This is a genomic window from Serratia sp. NCCP-200, assembly GCF_059697885.1.
Genome location: NZ_BAAKUJ010000002.1, coordinates 750,263 through 767,843 on the forward strand (window position 1 = coordinate 750,263; position 17,581 = coordinate 767,843).

Annotated in this window: 16 protein-coding genes; 6 read left to right on the plus strand and 10 right to left on the minus strand. The window is 54.5% G+C overall.

From position 1 onward, the window contains the following. Positions 1 to 64: 64 nt before the first annotated feature. The 5 genes from cdd to AC6HVW_RS08850 form a co-directional block, all read right to left on the minus strand. Positions 65 to 949: a cytidine deaminase gene (gene cdd / locus AC6HVW_RS08830; RefSeq protein ID WP_071682550.1), complete on the minus strand. Its 885-nt coding sequence runs from the start codon at positions 947 to 949 to the stop codon at positions 65 to 67. Between the two features lie 136 nt (positions 950 to 1,085). Beyond that, positions 1,086 to 1,781 (minus strand): CidB/LrgB family autolysis modulator, encoded by a 696-nt coding sequence (locus AC6HVW_RS08835; protein WP_071682551.1) that lies wholly within the window; start codon positions 1,779 to 1,781, stop codon positions 1,086 to 1,088. Beyond that, entirely contained in the window at positions 1,778 to 2,185 is a 408-nt protein-coding gene (locus AC6HVW_RS08840; protein ID WP_071682552.1) for a CidA/LrgA family protein, read from the minus strand. The genes AC6HVW_RS08835 and AC6HVW_RS08840 overlap by 4 nt, the downstream gene beginning before the upstream one ends. A 139-nt stretch (positions 2,186 to 2,324) precedes the next feature. After that, positions 2,325 to 3,548, minus strand: coding sequence for an MFS transporter (locus AC6HVW_RS08845; protein WP_071682553.1), 1,224 nt, complete (start codon positions 3,546 to 3,548; stop codon positions 2,325 to 2,327). A 135-nt stretch (positions 3,549 to 3,683) separates the two neighbouring features. Further along, complete coding sequence (locus AC6HVW_RS08850) at positions 3,684 to 4,757, minus strand: sugar ABC transporter substrate-binding protein (protein ID WP_186486592.1); 1,074 nt, start codon at positions 4,755 to 4,757, stop codon at positions 3,684 to 3,686. A gap of 228 nt (positions 4,758 to 4,985) precedes the next feature. Here AC6HVW_RS08850 and AC6HVW_RS08855 point away from each other — a divergent pair, with 228 nt between their 5' ends. Beyond that, positions 4,986 to 5,351 (plus strand): endonuclease domain-containing protein, encoded by a 366-nt coding sequence (locus tag AC6HVW_RS08855; protein ID WP_071682554.1) that lies wholly within the window; start codon positions 4,986 to 4,988, stop codon positions 5,349 to 5,351. Positions 5,352 to 5,548: 197 nt separating this feature from the next. On the opposite strand, the gene metG is transcribed toward AC6HVW_RS08855, so the two are convergent. Further along, positions 5,549 to 7,579 carry a methionine--tRNA ligase gene (gene metG / locus AC6HVW_RS08860; RefSeq protein WP_071682555.1) on the minus strand — a complete coding sequence of 677 codons (2,031 nt, stop codon included), beginning with the start codon at positions 7,577 to 7,579 and terminating at the stop codon, positions 5,549 to 5,551. A 160-nt stretch (positions 7,580 to 7,739) separates the two neighbouring features. Between metG and apbC the strand changes: the two genes are divergently transcribed. Further along, positions 7,740 to 8,852 (plus strand): iron-sulfur cluster carrier protein ApbC, encoded by a 1,113-nt coding sequence (gene apbC, locus AC6HVW_RS08865; protein ID WP_021805051.1) that lies wholly within the window; start codon positions 7,740 to 7,742, stop codon positions 8,850 to 8,852. Between the two features lie 201 nt (positions 8,853 to 9,053). Here apbC and AC6HVW_RS08870 read toward each other — a convergent pair whose 3' ends face one another. After that, entirely contained in the window at positions 9,054 to 9,695 is a 642-nt protein-coding gene (locus AC6HVW_RS08870; protein WP_021805050.1) for a phosphatase PAP2 family protein, read from the minus strand. Positions 9,696 to 9,951: 256 nt separating this feature from the next. On the opposite strand from AC6HVW_RS08870, the gene udk reads away from it, so the two are divergent. From udk to AC6HVW_RS08890, 4 genes are all read left to right on the plus strand, one after another. Continuing rightward, entirely contained in the window at positions 9,952 to 10,593 is a 642-nt protein-coding gene (gene udk / locus AC6HVW_RS08875) for a uridine kinase (RefSeq protein WP_021180590.1), read from the plus strand. 126 nt (positions 10,594 to 10,719) lie between these two features. Continuing rightward, positions 10,720 to 11,301, plus strand: a complete 582-nt coding sequence (gene dcd / locus AC6HVW_RS08880; RefSeq protein WP_021805049.1) for a dCTP deaminase — start codon at positions 10,720 to 10,722, stop codon at positions 11,299 to 11,301. Positions 11,302 to 11,335: 34 nt separating this feature from the next. Beyond that, positions 11,336 to 13,177, plus strand: a complete 1,842-nt coding sequence (gene asmA, locus AC6HVW_RS08885) for an outer membrane assembly protein AsmA (protein WP_071683095.1) — start codon at positions 11,336 to 11,338, stop codon at positions 13,175 to 13,177. A gap of 152 nt (positions 13,178 to 13,329) precedes the next feature. Further along, on the plus strand, positions 13,330 to 14,334 hold the full coding sequence (locus tag AC6HVW_RS08890; protein WP_059200312.1) for a LacI family DNA-binding transcriptional regulator: 1,005 nt from the start codon (positions 13,330 to 13,332) through the stop codon (positions 14,332 to 14,334). A 208-nt stretch (positions 14,335 to 14,542) separates the two neighbouring features. Here AC6HVW_RS08890 and araD read toward each other — a convergent pair whose 3' ends face one another. Genes araD through AC6HVW_RS08905 form a run of 3 tightly spaced genes read right to left on the minus strand, consistent with a single transcriptional unit; the run spans position 14,543 to position 17,575 of the window. Then, positions 14,543 to 15,235, minus strand: coding sequence for an L-ribulose-5-phosphate 4-epimerase (gene araD, locus AC6HVW_RS08895; RefSeq protein ID WP_071680828.1), 693 nt, complete (start codon positions 15,233 to 15,235; stop codon positions 14,543 to 14,545). After that, complete coding sequence (locus AC6HVW_RS08900) at positions 15,229 to 16,098, minus strand: L-ribulose-5-phosphate 3-epimerase (RefSeq protein ID WP_186486595.1); 870 nt, start codon at positions 16,096 to 16,098, stop codon at positions 15,229 to 15,231. The genes araD and AC6HVW_RS08900 overlap by 7 nt, the downstream gene beginning before the upstream one ends. Beyond that, positions 16,085 to 17,575: an FGGY-family carbohydrate kinase gene (locus AC6HVW_RS08905; RefSeq protein WP_497569343.1), complete on the minus strand. Its 1,491-nt coding sequence runs from the start codon at positions 17,573 to 17,575 to the stop codon at positions 16,085 to 16,087. The genes AC6HVW_RS08900 and AC6HVW_RS08905 overlap by 14 nt, the downstream gene beginning before the upstream one ends. Positions 17,576 to 17,581: the final 6 nt, after the last annotated feature.

Consider the following 17,581-nt stretch of genomic DNA (forward strand, 5'->3'; position numbering starts at 1 on the left):
ATTGTCGCTTGTTGCTGGTTTTTTAGCCGGATTGCGGCGGAGCACGGTGGCTCCGCCTGAGGGATCAGAAGGTCACGCGTTGGACGTTTTCGCAGCCCAAGGCCGCCAGGGTGGCGCGGGTGGCATCCCACTGGGTCAGGATTGCGCCTTCCGATTCGGCCAATACGGCACGGCGTACTTTCTGGCAATCACCACCGGAGACATTCATCAGGATCAGTGCGGCCTGCAATGGCGGCAGGCTAGGGTTGAACGCGGCGTTTTCTGCATAGCGGCCAGCGTAAACCTTGCCGTCTTCGGCTTCCAGCGCTACGCCGCTATGGGCGGTGCTGTAAGGGGCATGGCTGCGGTTGGCGGCATCCAGGGCCGCTTTCGCCAGTTCATCATCCAGTGTCAGTTGGAAACCGTGATCGACCGGATCCATCAGCAACTCGCTGATTTGCAGATCTTTCGGGCCGAAGGAGTAAGGCAGGTAATCACCCAGCGTGGCGGTTGCCCGTGCAGGCAAGTGGATCTCCAACTCGGTGCCGCTGTTTAGCTCATTCATAAACTGGCGGCAGTGGCCGCAAGGCGAATAGTTGACGGTAACCGCGACCAGTTTGGCTTCGCCACGCAGCCAGGCATGCGTGACAGCGCACTGTTCCGCGTGCACGGTTTGTTGCATAGGCGCACCACGGAATTCCATGTTGCCACCAAAATACCAGTTGCCGCTGACGCCACGCGCCACCGCCCCAACGTGGAAATGCGAAATCGGCGTTAACGAGCAGGCCGCCGCCAATGGCAGCAGAGCAAAGGCCAGAGCATCGTCATCCAACCCGCACTGTTGCTTGATCGCCGCAATCTGCTCGGCCTTGAACATGGCTGCGAAATCAGGCGCATCTAAATAGGGCAGCAGGGCGGATTGCAAGGCCGTTGGCAATTCGCCGTAGGCAGTTTGAAAGCGCGAGTGCATAAGAAGTCTCTCTACAAGTTAACGGGTTAACATTCTAGGCAACCGGCCCACAATAAAGTGTGATTAATATCTATTTTTTAATGAAACAACTGCAATGAAACTTATAAATGCGAGACATCTCGCAGGTTTTTAGCCGTTAACCAAACAGCCGCAGCAGTATCGGGAACACGAACGGCGCGGTCAGCGAAGTGATAATCCCGCAGATAACCAGAGCCAGCGAACTGAATGCGCCCTGTTGGTAATCCATTTCTACGCAGCGTGCCGTACCCAACGCATGTGAGGCGGTCCCCATTGCCAAACCGCGCGATGAATTGGTGTTGATCCGCAACAGACTAAGCAGAGAATGGCCGAAAACCGCCCCCAGAATACCGACAAAAATCACGCACACCGCGCTGATGGCCGGGATGCCGCCAATCGACTCGGCTACCGCCATGGCTATTGGGGTCGTCACCGACTTTGGCAAGATCGAGGCGGCAATTTCAGGTTTGGCCCCCATCAGCAGGGCAATGGCACCGCCGCTGATCATCGCGGTCATGCTGCCAATAAAGCAGACGGTGATGATGGATTTCCAACGCGCGCGGATCTGATGGATCTGCTCGTATAGCGGAAAGGCAAGGGCGACCACCGCCGGTTGCAACAGATCGTTGAGGATTTTGCTGCCTTGAAAATAGCGTTCATAAGGAATGCCGGTCAGCAACAGCAGCGGGATAATCACCGCCATCGAGACCAATAATGGGTTCAGCAACGGCATGTTGAGCTTTTGCGCCAGCTTGCGTGCCGCGTAAAATACCACCAGGGTCAGCGGCAAGGACCACCAGATATTTTGCATCATTGTTCATCCTCCGCATTGTTTGCTTTACCGAGGATGGGACGCTCGCGATGGAAGTAATGTGAAGTATAGCCAACCACCACAAACACCAGCAGCGTACTGATCAGGCAAGACACGATCAGCGGAGCCAGATCGTCAACTATCTGGTCGTAATACTTCATGATGCCGACGCCGATTGGCACGAACAGCAGCACCATGTAGCGGATAAACAGATGGCAGCCAGGCTTGACCCATTTGGCTGGTAGAATTTGAGAGGAAAGCAGGGCAAACAGGATCAACATCCCGATAATGCTGCCGGGGATGGCGATCGGCAGCAGCGCCGCAATGGCGTTACCGGCGAACAGGCTGAGGTAGATCAGCACGATCGCCCTGACATATTTCCAACACAGGTTAAATAGGTTGCCCATAGTGCATTCTCGTTGATGTTGACGCATTCATCATACAATTAAACTGTGAGCTACGCCACAAAACGCATCATGAATTCTCGCTATGCCTATCATGCCATTTTGGCAAGATTGTGGCCCGCCTTAAGTGTAGCGGGCCAGGCTATTCAGCGCTGCTCAGGCTGGCAAGCGGCTTTTGCTGTTCCGCCAACCGATGGCCGAGGAAGAAGAACAGCAGGCTGAACAACGCGGCGGCGATCAACACCAGGAACATTACCGGCGGTGGCGCATAGCTCAGCAGGAAACCGCACATCACCGGGTTGATGGCTCCCCCCAGATTGCTTAGGCTCTGTACGCCGTAATAGCTGCCTTTCAGGTGCGGCGGGGCGATAAAGTCGATAAACATATATTCAACCGGAATGACGATGATTTCCCCCAGGGTGAAAATCGCCATGGCCAGCACCCATAGCCATATCGAAAGGCCTGCCAGCATAAAGCCGAGCAGCCCCAGGACGAAGAATAGCGTGCCCAGCATCAGCCAGCGCAGCATGTTGTCCTGGCGCATACCGCGGCTCAGCAGATACTGCAGGGCGATCACGATGCAGGCGTTGACGATCATCACCACGCCAATCACTTTGTAAGCAAATTCGGCATCGCTAACGAGGATCAGATACTGCGACAGATAGCCGGTAAATTGGCCAAACACCACCGCGCCTAACGTGCTGCCAAGAGTGAAATAAATCAGCCGCCGATCGCCGCGCAGCACATTCAACGTCTGGCGGAAGTTGAGAACCGACGGTGGAGTGTTGCCGGTGTCTTCTATCGGTGGCGATGGATAGCTTCGCAGGCGGAAGCTCAGGGTTATCACAGTCAGTAACGCCAACCCGCCGGACAGGTAGAACGGCAGCAGTGGGCTGTAACCGGCTACCATCACGCCCAATGATGAGCCGACGGCCCAGCCAACGTTCACCAGCGTATAGTTGATCGAGAAGGCCTTGATACGCTGGTTTACCGGCAACCAACTGGCAAAGCAGGCCTTGATGGCGATGCTGAGCACCGCATAGGCGGTATGTAAGATGGCCAGCACCAGGATAACGCCAGCGGGGTGCGAGACCCATGGGATAGCAAAAAAGCTCAGTGAAAATAGCAGGATGGCGAGCAGGATCAGTGGATTTTTATTAAAGCGATCGACCAGATAGCCGCCATAAAAGCTGCTGATGATGCCGATAGTCAGGCTGACGCCCAAGATAATCCCCACGCTTTTCGGCAGCAGGTGGAAATGCTCGGTCAGGTAAATGGTGATAAAGGGCAGCGTGACGCCACGGCCTATGGTCAGCACCAGCGAACTTGCCAGCAATATCTTAATCAGTGGGGGGAATCCCTTCATAACCAAACCTGTTGATGCATACAGTTATTACGTCAGTGCAACTACAGTAGCTTATTTTGAGGTGCTGAGAAGGGGCGAACGGAAAAATTGTTTAAAAAAAAGAGGCTACGTCTGTAGCCCCTCGGTAAAACAGCATTATTTGCCGGATTTGGCCTGCAGGGTGGCAAACCAGGGTTGGATGAAATCTTCACTGCTGCCCCAGCCTGGAATAATTTTACCTAGCGAGGCTACGTTGATTGGACCGGTCTGGCTGACCAGCAAGGCCTGTGGGATGGCCGCGGCTTTAAACTGATAGGTGGCAGGCGTTGGCTCACCCGCCAGCTTGTTGGCAATCAGTCGCAGGTTGACGGCTCCGATCAGCTTGGTATCTACCGCGACGCTGACCTTCCACGGGCTACCGGCTTCGCGCATCAATTGCAGATCCTGGTTGGAGATATCGATGCTGTAGAGCTTGATCTCGGTACGGCCATTTTCTTGCAGCGCCTTATAGGCTCCCTGGCTGAAGGCATCCCAGGTGCCCCAGATGGCATCAATTTTACCTTTCGGGTATTTGGCCAGCACCGCACCGACTTTATTGGCGGTATCGCCCTGGACGTCAGAGGAAACCGCCCCGATCGATTCCAACTCATGAATGCCTGGATTTTGCTTGAGCAATTGCTGGTAAGCGACCTGGCGGCGCTCCATCGGCGGGAAGCCTGCAACCCACAGCTTGATAATGTTGGCCTTACCGTCGAAGTCTTTGATCAACTGGCCGAAGGATTCATTGGCCAGCGAGGCATCATCCTGTTGGGAAACGGTGACGCCGGGGATCTCGCCGCTAACGTCGGTATCAAAGGCCGACACCGCGATACCTGCCGCAGCGATGCGCTTGACCAGATCGGTGGAATAGGGCGCGCGGCCCTGAGAAAGAATGATGCCGTCATATTTCTGGCTGATGGCCTGGTTAACGAAGTCCTGAAAACGCGCGTCATCGCCGTTGCTCAGGAAGGTATCGACCTTGAAACCGAGCTTGCGCCCCTCCTGGATTGCTCCGGCCAAAAACTGGGTGGTGTTGTCATCGGAACCCAGGTTACGGATCACCGCTACACGGATCTGCCCTTGATGCTGAGCAATAGCGTCAGGAACGGGGGCAAGCGTGGCTTCAGCGGCCAGCAGGGGCAGGCTGGTCAGCAGGCTGAGGGCGAGCAGTGAGGTCTTTATCGTTTTCATTATTGGCTCCGAAGCAGGTGAAGAGTACCCGGTAAAATTGGATGTTTAGATATCTTTCTGTCTAGACGTCTATTTGGTGCAATGCAGCATCATAACCAGATGCCTGGCAATTGGGAATCCGCAGGCTTATGAATTTTTCTCAGGTGATATAACGATTGGTTTGGATGGGGTGCGCAGTTTTGGCAGGAACCGGGAGATCGACGGTGCTGGTGGCGCTAATCTTGGCTGATGAAGAGTGCAATCACGCTGATTAAGGCGCGCCGTTTAAGATCTGATATGACAGAGGCAGAACAAGCTTTGTGGCTGCAGCTGCGCGATCGCCGCTTGGCGGGGTTTAAGTTCCGACGGCAATTTCCGGTTGGGCCTTTCTTTGCTGATTTCGCGTGTTGGCAGGCGAAGCTGATTGTTGAGCTGGATGGTGGTCAGCATTCGGGGCAGGTGGCTTATGATCGACAGCGCACCTATTTTCTAGAGCAGCAAGGTTTTACCGTGATTCGTTTTTGGAATGATGAGGTTTTACTTAATTGGGAGGGTGTGAGACAGGTGATTTTGTGGCATTTGCAGGATCGTGTTTCCCCTCATTCTAGCTTCTGAGATACCCCTCACCCCAACCCTCTCCCGTAGGGCGAGGGGGCTGCCCGGAGCATATAATTAGTCCGTGCTGCTTCGGTAGCTTAGGAAAGTAATGAGTAAGGCAGGGTATTACTCAGGAAAATCAACGAACTCGATCAGTCCCCTCTCCCTGTGGGAGAGGGTTAGGGTGAGGGGACTTTTCTCGATATTACAAAAGCTTACTTAACCTGCATACCAGGCTGTGCGCCGCTGTCCGGGCTGAGCAGGAAGATCTCCTTACCGCCAGGGCCAGCCGCCATCACCATCCCTTCGGAAACGCCAAAGCGCATTTTACGCGGCGCCAGGTTGGCCACCATAATCGTCAAACGCCCTTCAAGCAGTGAAGGATCTGGATAGGCAGAGCGAATACCGGAGAAGATCTGGCGTGATTCACCACCCAGATCCAACTGCAGCTTCAGCAGCTTGTCAGAACCTTCAACAAACTCGGCGCTCTTGATCAGCGCGATACGCATATCGACTTTGGCGAAATCATCAAAGCTGATGGTGTCCTGGATCGGATCGTCCGCCAGCGGTCCGCTGACAACCTTCTGGCTGGCGGCCAGATCTTCTTTTGATGCATTGACCATTTCATTCACTTTGTCGAGATCGATACGGTTGAACAACGCCTTGAAGGTGCTCACCTGATGGCCCAGCAGCGGCTGCTCAATGCCATCCCAGCTCAGTTCGCAGTTGAGGAACGCTTCGGCACGTTCGGTCAACGCAGGCAGAACCGGCTTCAGGTAGGTCATCAGCACGCGGAACAGGTTGATGCCCATCGAACAGATAGCTTGCAGATCGGCGTCTCGGCCTTCTTCTTTCGCCACTACCCAAGGAGCCTGCTCATCGACATAGCGGTTGGCCAGATCGGCCAGCGCCATGATTTCGCGGATCGCCCGGCTGGTTTCACGGCTGGCATAGGCCTGCGCAATGCTGGTGGCAGCATCCACAAAGGTCTGGTACAGCGCAGGGTCGGCCAGGTGGTCGGCTAACTGCCCGGCAAAACGCTTGTTGATAAAGCCAGCGTTACGGGAAGCCAGGTTGACCACTTTGTTCACGATATCGGCATTCACGCGCTGCACGAAGTCTTCCAGATTCAGGTCGATATCGTCGATGCGTGAAGAGAGCTTGGCGGCGTAGTAATAACGCAGGCAATCGGCATCCAGGTGCTTGAGGTAGGTACCAGCTTTAATGAAGGTGCCGCGCGACTTGGACATCTTGGCGCCGTTCACCGTCACATAGCCGTGCACAAACAGGCTGGTTGGCTTGCGGAAATCGCTGCCTTCCAACATTGCTGGCCAGAACAGGCTGTGGAAGTAGACGATATCCTTACCGATGAAGTGATACAGCTCGGTAGTGGAGTCTTTACGCCAGAACTCGTCGAAATCCAGATCGCCGCGTTTATCGCACAGGTTCTTGAACGAGCCCATGTAACCGATTGGCGCATCCAGCCAGACGTAGAAATATTTGCCTGGGGCATCCGGAATTTCGAAACCGAAATACGGCGCATCGCGGGAGATATCCCACTGTTGCAGGCCGGATTCGAACCATTCCTGCATCTTGTTTGCCACCTGCTCTTGCAGCGCGCCGGAGCGCGTCCAGGCTTGCAGCATGTCGCTGAAAGCGGGCAGGTCGAAGAAATAGTGCTCAGAATCACGCATTTCCGGGGTAGCGCCGGAAACCACGGATTTAGGGTCGATCAGCTCGGTTGGGCTGTAGGTTGCGCCACAAACTTCGCAGTTATCGCCATATTGATCCGGAGATTTACATTTCGGGCAGGTACCCTTCACAAAACGATCCGGCAGGAACATGCCTTTCTCAGGATCGTAAAGCTGAGAAATGGTGCGTCGCTTGATATGACCGTTCTCTTTCAAGCGGCCATAGATGATACCTGACAGTTCACGGTTTTCTTCGCTATGGGTCGAATGATAATTCTCATAGCTGATGCCAAAACCGGCGAAATCCTGTTGGTGCTCGCGGCTCATTTCCGCGATCATCTCTTCTGGCGGGATACCCATCTGCTGTGCTTTAAGCATGATTGGCGTACCGTGCGCGTCATCCGCACAGATGAAATGAACTTCGTTGCCGCGCATTCGTTGGTAACGAACCCAGATATCTGCCTGGATGTGCTCGAGCATGTGGCCGAGATGGATGGAACCATTTGCGTACGGTAGCGCGCACGTCACCAATAATTTTTTCGCGACTTGAGCCATAATGAAAAGTTGCTTTCTTTAATGAGTGAAAAGGGTCTTTGATGTTACCCGATCGCGCTCTCTGCTGCTAGGGCGGTTTCTTTCGGGTTATACGAGCGAGTTACCCTGCAGTTCTGATATGCTTATCGGGTTGCTACCCATTCAAAATCAAGGAGCCGGGATGAACGCCAAATCCCCTGAGCAGACCAACCCTGAAGTTCTGCGCGCCCTGGTGACCGGAGTATTGGCCGCCTTCGAACACCCGACGTTAAAAAACAACCTGACCGCACTGAAAGCCATTCACCACTGTACGCTGCTGGACAATGTCCTGCATATCGAGTTAGTCATGCCGTTTGCCTGGCAAAGTGGGTTTGAGGCGCTGAAAGAATCGGTAAGCGCCGAACTGCTGCGCGTGACCGGCGTTCAGGCTATCGAATGGAAGCTGAAGCACGATATCACCACCTTGAAACGTGCCAACGACCAGGCCGGGGTGAAGGGTGTGCGTAACATTATTGCCGTCAGCTCAGGCAAAGGCGGGGTGGGGAAATCCAGCACCGCGGTCAACCTGGCGCTGGCGCTGATCGCCGAAGGTGCCAAAGTGGGGATCCTGGATGCGGACATTTATGGCCCGTCGATCCCCAACATGCTGGGCACTGAACATGAACGCCCAACTTCACCGGATGGCCAGCATATGGCTCCGATCATGGCGCACGGTTTAGCGACCAACTCTATCGGCTACCTGGTGACCGACGACAACGCCATGGTGTGGCGTGGGCCGATGGCCAGCAAGGCGCTGCTGCAACTGTTGCAGGACACGCTGTGGCCGGATCTGGATTATCTGGTACTGGATATGCCACCGGGGACCGGGGATATCCAACTGACCCTGTCGCAGAATATCCCGGTGACAGGTGCGCTGGTGGTGACGACGCCTCAGGATATCGCCTTGCTTGATGCCGCTAAAGGCATTGTGATGTTCGAAAAGGTGCATGTGCCGGTATTGGGCATCGTTGAGAACATGAGCATGCACGTGTGCAGCAACTGTGGTCATCATGAGCCAATTTTCGGCACCGGTGGGGCAGAGAAGCTGGTGCAGAAATACCATAGCCGCCTGTTGGGGCAGATGCCGTTGCATATCTCGTTGCGAGAAGATCTGGATCGTGGGCAACCGACCGTGGTCAGCCGCCCGGACAGCGAGTTTGCCGAAATGTACCGTCAACTGGCGGGGCGCGTTGCGGCTCAGATGTACTGGCAGGGGGAAGCCATCCCTACCGAGATCTCTTTCCGCGCGCTCTAATACGCCCAGAATTACGTGCCCGCTTTGTCCCCTCACCCCAACCCTCTCCCACAGGGAGAGGGAGCAGTATGGAGATGCGTTGAGGTACAGGAGTCAATCTGTGGCAAACGTATTCGACGGATGTTGAGGTTAGATGTAGTAATTAACGTTGTGGCACGTTCTGTCCCCTCTCCCTGTGGGAGAGGGCTAGGGTGAGGGGCATTAACGACTCTGAGGTGCTGAAACCTGTGGTTTTTTGTGCAAATCAGCCCGGACAAAAGGTTTTTCTACCGGCGCAATAGTCACGGCAATCCTTTCCAGTAACCCCTGGGTCGGTGCCGCAGTGCCGGAATTGATCAGGACAAGGGGCAGCGCCAGCGTAACGGCAATTTTGCGGTAGGACAGCCGTGGTGGCTGTGTGCCACGTTGCAGCATTAAGAAGGTGCTGCTGACGATAAAGCCGAGCGCCAGACCGGTGATCACCTCAGAAGTAGAATGGGCGTGTATCACCAAACGTGAATACCCTACCGCGGCGGCCAACAGATAGCCGACGATCACCGCGGTGCGCCTGACCGGCGACGAGAAACGCCCACAGAGCAACCACAGCAACACCGGCCAGATACTGGCAGACAGGGCCGAGTGGCCGCTGAACCCGGTAAAATCCCAGTGGCTGCTGCCGATACCCCAGCCCATAAACGCCAGCTTCGATACGCAAACTACGGCACCCACGCCGCCAAACAGCAGCATCCATTGCCAGGTCGGTTTTCTGCTGGTAGGGGACAGGAGTAAAATAATAAAGACGATGGCTGCGCAGGGCAGCAGCAGCATGCTGTCACCAAAGAATGTCAGGAAATGCCAGTTCATGTATGGTTTTACTCTAAGAAATAGGATCGAAGACGGTCTTGATGATGGCGTGAATTGTACCCTGAGTCGCCGATTTGCAGTAGCGTAAAAAATCTTAAATCCCCCGGCAAAAGATACTCTGTATGTCAATTACGCCGGTTTGTGGGGATAATCTCCTGCCTTACCGTCTAAACGCTGGCGCCGAGAGCACTAACTCCCTATAATTGACCTGTTTTATACCCCCTTTCCCCACATATGAAATCAGGTCTTTAATTTTATGACTGACAAGTCGCATCAGTGCGTCATTATTGGTATAGCTGGCGCATCAGCCTCCGGAAAAAGCCTTATTGCCAGTACGTTATACCGCGAACTCCGCGATCAGGTTGGCGATCAACATATCGGTGTGATCCCGGAAGACAGTTACTACAAAGACCAGACGCACCTGACCATGGAAGAGCGGGTCAAAACCAACTATGACCACCCCAGCGCCATGGATCACAACCTGCTGTTCCAGCATCTGCAAATGCTGAAATCCGGCCAGGCGATTGAGCTGCCGCTGTATAGCTACACCGAACATACGCGTAAGAAAGAGACGATCCATCTCGAGCCCAAGAAAGTCATCATCCTGGAAGGGATCCTGTTATTGACGGATATCCGCCTGCGCCAGGAAATGAACTTCTCGATCTTTGTCGATACCCCGCTGGATATTTGCCTGATGCGCCGTATGAAGCGCGACGTGAATGAGCGTGGCCGCTCCATGGATTCCGTGATGGCGCAGTACCAGAAAACCGTCCGCCCAATGTTCCTGCAGTTTATTGAGCCTTCAAAGCAATACGCCGATATTATCGTACCGCGCGGGGGTAAAAACCGTATCGCGATAGATATCCTGAAGGCAAAAATCAGCCAATTCTTTGAATAAGTCCTTAACAGGCCGGCCTGTTTTTGCTGGCCTTTAACGAACTATTTGAGCCCCGACATAGACCTTGAGCCCGTTGTGTGGCAATTTTCGTATAAGTTTATGCGCCTTGATGGAATGGAGAAAATAATGAGACTGTGCGACCGCGATATCGAAGCCTGGCTGGATAACGGAAAACTGGTGATTTCACCGCGTCCTCCCATTGAGCGTATTAACGGGGCCACAGTGGATGTCCGTTTGGGCAATCAGTTCCGCGTATTCCGTGGCCATACCGCTGCGTTTATCGATCTCAGTGGCCCAAAGGATGAAGTAAGTGCCGCCCTCGACCGCGTAATGAGCGATGAAATCGTGCTGCCGGAAGGCGAAGCTTTCTTCCTCCATCCGGGTGAACTGGCGCTGGCGGTGACGCTGGAATCGGTCACCATCCCTAACGATCTGGTTGGCTGGCTTGATGGCCGCTCTTCGTTAGCCCGCCTGGGATTGATGGTGCACGTTACCGCACACCGTATCGATCCAGGCTGGCAAGGCTGTATTGTGCTGGAGTTCTATAATTCAGGTAAGCTGCCGTTGGCATTACGCCCTGGCATGTTGATCGGTGCGCTGAGTTTTGAACCGCTTTCCGGGCCTGCGTCACGGCCATACAATAGCCGCCAGGACGCGAAATACAGGGATCAGCAAGGGGCCGTGGCCAGTCGTATTGACAAGGATTAACAGCGAACCGGTATTACGCTGACACGAGGATGGCATGAGAAGACTACTGACGACTTTGGTGATTTTGCTGGTGGTGCTGGTGGCGGGGATGTCTGCCTTGGTGCTGTTGGTTAATCCGAATGATTTCCGCGGCTATATGATCAAGAAGGTTGAGCAGAGCAGCGGCTATCATCTGACGCTGGAAGGCGACCTTCGTTGGCACGTCTGGCCGCAGTTGAGCATTCTTGCCGGGCGAATGACGCTGACGGCGCCAGGGGCAGCGGCTCCGGCGGTTAGCGCAGATAATATGCGTCTGGATGTCAAACTGCTGCCTCTCCTTTCCCATCAGCTTTACGTTAAGCAGGTGATGCTGAAAAATGCCGTTATCCGACTGACCCCCGACAGCGCAGAGCAAAACCAGCCCGATGCCCCTATCGCCCCCGGTGGTAACCAGGCGGATGATGGCTCGGGCTCCCTGTGGAAATTTGATATCGACAACCTGCGGGTGGTGGACAGCCTGCTGATCTGGCAACGAGCCAACAACGAGCAGATTAACGTTCGCGATATCAATTTAACCCTGCAGCAAAATGAAAAGCATCAGGCGCAGATCGAGCTTTCCAGTCGGGTGAATCGCGACCAACGCGATCTGAGCTTCAACCTGGCGGCTAATCTCGATCTACAACAGTTTCCCCGCCAGATAGGTGCACAGGTCACGCAGTTTAGCTACCAGCTTGAGGGCGCAGATATTCTTGCCGGTGCCATCAAGGGGGAAGGGAGCGTACAGGCGGTTTATCAGCAGGCTTCGCAGCAGATTGTCTTGAGCCAACTGATGCTCAGTGCCAATGATAGCCAGTTGATGGGGAGTGCTAGCGCGCAGTTCGGCCCCGTGCCTGCTTACACCTTGGATCTCAGTGCCACACAACTCAATCTGGATGCGCTCTCGGGCTGGCAGACAAAAACCCCTGATGAGGAGAAGCTACCGCAGCCGGTGACCGCATCCCCGGTAATCGCCAATCAGGCGGACGATCCACAACAGAATTTACAGGTGTTACGTGACTTCAACGCGCAACTCAAGCTTAAGGCGGACCAGGTTACCTACCGTGGGATGTCGATTAATCAGCTGGCGGTACAGGTAAGCAACCAACAGGGATTAATGACGGTGGCTACGCTGTCTGGTAAGTTGGCCGGCGGTGATTTCTCCCTGCCTGGTTCGATGGATGCGCGAACTGATAAGCCGCTGATTAAACTGCAGCCGCAGTTACGGCACATTGAGCTGGGCGAGGTACTCAAGGCCTTCGACATGCCATTGGCGCTGACCGGCACGTTCAACATGCAGGGCGATTTGAGCGGCGACCGCCTCAATGCCAAGGCTTTCGAACATCGCTGGCAAGGAACGGCGGAGTTGTCCATGCAGAATGCGCAGCTTCATGGCCTGAATATTCAACAGCTTATCCAGCAAGCCGTGGCGCGTAATGACAGTAGCGTACGTGGTGAGGATAATAACCAGCGCTACACCGCGGTGCAACAAATGAGCGCCAAGGCCAGCTTGAGCAAGGGGCAGATCACGCTCAGTGAGTTACAGGCAGAATCACCGGTGATGAACCTGACCGGCAGCGGTACGCTCAATATGCCTGGCAAACAGTGCGATTTAACCATGAACGTACTAGTCACGGGAGGTTGGCAGGGCAACAATGCGTTAATCGCACAACTGCGCGAAACGCCGATCCCTCTGCGCGTCTATGGACCTTGGGATCAGCTCAATTATCAACTGCAGGTCGATCAAATACTGCGTAAAAAGCTGCAGGATCGTGCCAAAGACGCCTTGAACAAGTGGGCGGAGAAGAATAAAGGGTCCCAGGATGGTCAGGATCTGAAAAAGCTGCTCGATAAGCTGTAAACCTTATCAAACATTGCCCGCGCTCTCTTTAGGTTGGATGAGCGCGGGTTTGCCCCGAACGACAAAATCAATACCTTTGATATTCATCTGGCATACTGCTGATGGCTTCCCTACAATAAGGGATCTGTTAATGAATAAAGCAAGGATTGACGGTGTCAAAAGCGAATTCTAATGCCACCATTGTGGATATTGCCCGCCGAGCCAACGTGACCAATATCACTGTCTCCCGTGCTTTTAATAAACCCGAACTGGTAAAGTCTGAAACGCTCGAGAAAATTCACGCCATTGCCAAAGAGCTTAATTATGTTCCCAATGCTTTCGCTCAGGGATTAAAGAAAAGCAGCAGCCAAATTATCGGCATTGTTACCAGCAGTATGTATAACCCTTTTTATTCCAACCTGATCCAAACCGTATCGCGTATTGCCCGCATGCAGGGCTATCAGATTATGCTGTTTGATACCGACGGCAGCGAAGAGGCTGAAATGCAGGCGGTACAGGCGCTGTTCGGTTATAAGGCTAGGGGCATCTTGCTCTCTGCCGTACGCGACGATCGGCACTATCAACCCGCCTACCTTGATCAGGCCGAACGCTATCATACTCCGCTGATCCTGATCGACAGGGACATTTATAATCAACAGCTTAGTGGCGTTTTCCTCAACAACCAAGAGATTGGCAAACTGGCCGGGAAATATCTGGCCGAGCAGCCGGAAAGTAATATCCTGATACTGGGCGGCCCGGCCGACTCGGAAATTACCTTGGCGCGAACCCAGGGGATTATTGATGCTCTGGAGGAGAAGGGGAGTAAAATCACCATTATCAATGGCGACTATGATTTTATTTCACAAGAGGCACGGGTGAAAGAATATCTTGCCGATGAACGGCATCAGCCGGATTATATCGTGGGCCTCAACGGTATTATCACGCTGGGTGCTATTTCTTTATGCCATCAGTTGGGTATTTATCATCGGGTGAAATTCTTCTCGATCGATGAACCGCCCAAGGCGCGGGATTATGGGCAGCATATTGCCGGGGTTTATCACGATACGCAGGTGTTAGGGGAAATCGCGGCGGAGTTATTGTTTAATGCGATTAAAAATAATCACAGCGATCAACCATTAAGACGGGAATTCTTTACCGGGATGTTGCTTGTCGAGTGATGGCCCCTCACCCCAACCCTCTCCCACAGGGAGAGGGAGCTGTACGGTGCACATACGTAGCCCGCGTAGCTTCGGAAAGTAGGGAGTAAAAACAAGAAAGGCAAGGTCTTACTCAGGGCAATCAACGAACTCGATCGGTCCCCTCTCCCTGTGGGAGAGGGTTAGGGTGAGGGGTAATTATCTGAATTATCAGGCTAATCCCACCCCATTACTGCCCATAGTAAGCATTTTTACCGTGCTTGCGTAAAAAGTGCTTATCCAACAGCGCGGGTTGCATAGGTGGGATAGCCGGAGTCAATTGCCGCGTGGCCATCGCCATTGCCGCCACTTCCTCCATCACCACCGCATTATGCACCGCATCCGCCGCCGTTTTTCCCCAGGCGAACGGCCCATGAGAATAGACCAACACCCCCGGCACCTGTTGCGGATCGCGCTTCGTCTGTTGGAACGTCTCGATAATTACCTGGCCGGTTTCCCGCTCATAGTCGCCAGCAATCTCGTCCTCACGCATAGGGCGGGTACAGGGAATGTCACCATAAAAATAGTCGGCATGGGTGGTGCCCAGAGCCGGGATCGCCTGGCCAGCCTGTGCCCAGATGGTGGCATTACGGCTGTGGGTATGGACGATGCCGCCAATCTCGGGAAAAGCGCGATACAGCGCCAAATGGGTATCGGTATCCGAGGACGGTTTACGCTGCCCTTCCTGGATCACACCGTCCAAATCCACCACCACCAGATCGTCTACCGTCATCACCTCATAAGCGATCCCCGAAGGTTTGATCACCACCAGCCCCTGTTGGCGATCGATCGCCGACACGTTACCCCAGGTAAAGGTCACCAAACCATAACCCGGCAGGCTGAGATTGGCCGCCAATACCTGCTGCTTCAACTCGCTTAACATGTGATGCCTCCCTGTTTCATCTGCTGCTCGATCCAGCTCTTGGCCTGGGTGATATGTTGGATATCCTGACCATCGTTGCGCGTCCACATTTCCAGCAGGAATGGGCCGCGATAGTTGAGCCGTTTTAACACACCAAACGTATGGGCAAAGTCCACGCAGCCGCTGCCGAAAGGCACATCGCGGAATTGCCCTGTGGTGCCAGGCAGTACTGGCAAGGTGTCTTTTAAATGGATGGCGGTGATCTTGTCGATGCCTTGCTCCAGCTCAAAATCAACGTCATTGCCCCAGGCGCTGAGGTTGCCGATATCGGGATAGACGGTAAACCACGGGCTTGCAATCTGCCGGGCAAACTCGCGCCATTTGCTGATGCTGTTGATAAAGGTGGTATCCATGATCTCCACGGACAGCATCACCTGTGCCTTGGCCGCCAGCTCTACCGCCCATTGCATACCTTCGATAAAACGCTGGCGTGTATGGCGATCGGCAGTTTCGTAATAGACGTCATACCCCGCTAGCTGAATATTCCTGATCCCGACGTCGACGGCGAAATCCAACGCCTTATCCATCAACGTGCGCGCCTGCTGGCGGATGGCGGCATCATGGCTGCCGAACGGATAACGACGGTGGGCGGATAAACACATGCTGGGCACCGTGATACCGCTGTCAAAACGAGCGTTGATCAGTGCCAGGCGCTGCTGACGATCCCAGTCCAGGCGCTGCTGACGCTCTGGCTGCTCATCAATGGAGATCTCCATAAACTGAAAACCCAACTCGCTGGCGATACCCAGGCGTTGTGCCCAATCAAGATCCGCTGGCAAGGCTTTTTCGTACAGCCCAAGTGAGACGGTATTAGTGGTTTGCATGCTGGTTGGCCTCATTTAATGCTTGGGCGATATTCAGGTAGCCCGCAAAGCGATCGCGTAAGCGTCGGTTAGCCGCCGCGTCGGGATAATAGGTGTGTACTTCAGGCTGAATGACCTGCACGGCCTCGGTAAAGCTGCTGTACTCCCCGGCACCAACGGCGGCACAGATCGCTGCGGCACGGCAGCCGCTTTGCTGGATGTCCACCACCTCCAGCGGCAAATTACCGGCGTTGGCAAACATCTGCATCCAGACGTCGGACTGCGTGGGGCCGCCGGTCATGCGAATACGCTCTACGCGTGGATTTAGCGCCACCAGGCGATCCTGATGAACCAGATGAGAGAACACGATACCCTGATAGATCGCATGCACGATATCGGCCATATCATGGTGCCCGCTCAGGCCAATCAGCCCGCCCGGCAGATTGCTACCGATGTTAGAGCCGAACAAATAGGGCAGGAATGTGATGTCGCTCGGCTGTTTGCTGCGTTCTTTTACCCAACGGTTGAACTGCGCATAGCGCTGATGATCGTTGTCGCAAAACTGCCGTAAAAACCAGGCCAGATTGCTCGCTGAGGTTGGGCTGCCTTCGTGAACAAAGTAGCGGCCCTCCATGCAATAACGTCCCCAGGCAAAGGGATGGGAGGAGGGGAGGAGGTCTTCCGTCACACAGGTGGCGATCGACCAGGTACCCGCTACGGCACTCAGGGTGCGATCGTCGACCACTCCCGAGCACAAGGCCGCGCCAACCACATCAAACAGGCCGCCATACACCGCCGTTCCTGCGGGTAATCCGCATTGGGCAGCGGCAGTGGCGGTCACTTGCCCGGCAAGCTCGGCGGAACCTAGCAGCGGCGCGGTTTTATCGGCCACTTCCTCAATGCCGAATGCTGCCATCAATGCAGGGTCGTAGTCGGCCGTTTGCTGGTTGAACAGGTTGCTGCCGGAGATGTTGGTGATCTCCGCCGTCGCAACACCGGTTAGGCGAAAGCGCAGGTAGTCATGGGCCATCAGCACCCGATCAATCGCCTCATATTGCGCGGGCTCATGCTGTTTCAACCAACGTAACAACACTGCTGGATGGCTGTTCCAGATGGGTTGCAGGCTACGCGGGTAGGTGACGGCTTCGATACCCTGCTGCTGTAACTCAACCACCATCGCCCCGGCACGAGTATCCGACGAAACGATGCCGTTGCGGACCGGCTGGCCCTTTTTATCAATGGCATATAGCCCTTTGCCGTGTGATGAGAAGCTTACTCCACGCACTCGATCGCCGGTTATATCCGCGAGGCTGAGTACCTGGCGAATGGTTTGGCAAAGGTCACACCACAAAACCTCCATCTCACGCTCAGAAAAACCGGGCTGTGGGGAAACAGTTTCCCCATCACACTCCGCTACGGCAATTTCCTCACCGTTAGCCCGGTATAGGCCCGCCTTGATTAGCGTGCCGCCAATATCAATGCCCAGAAAATATCCCATATCGGT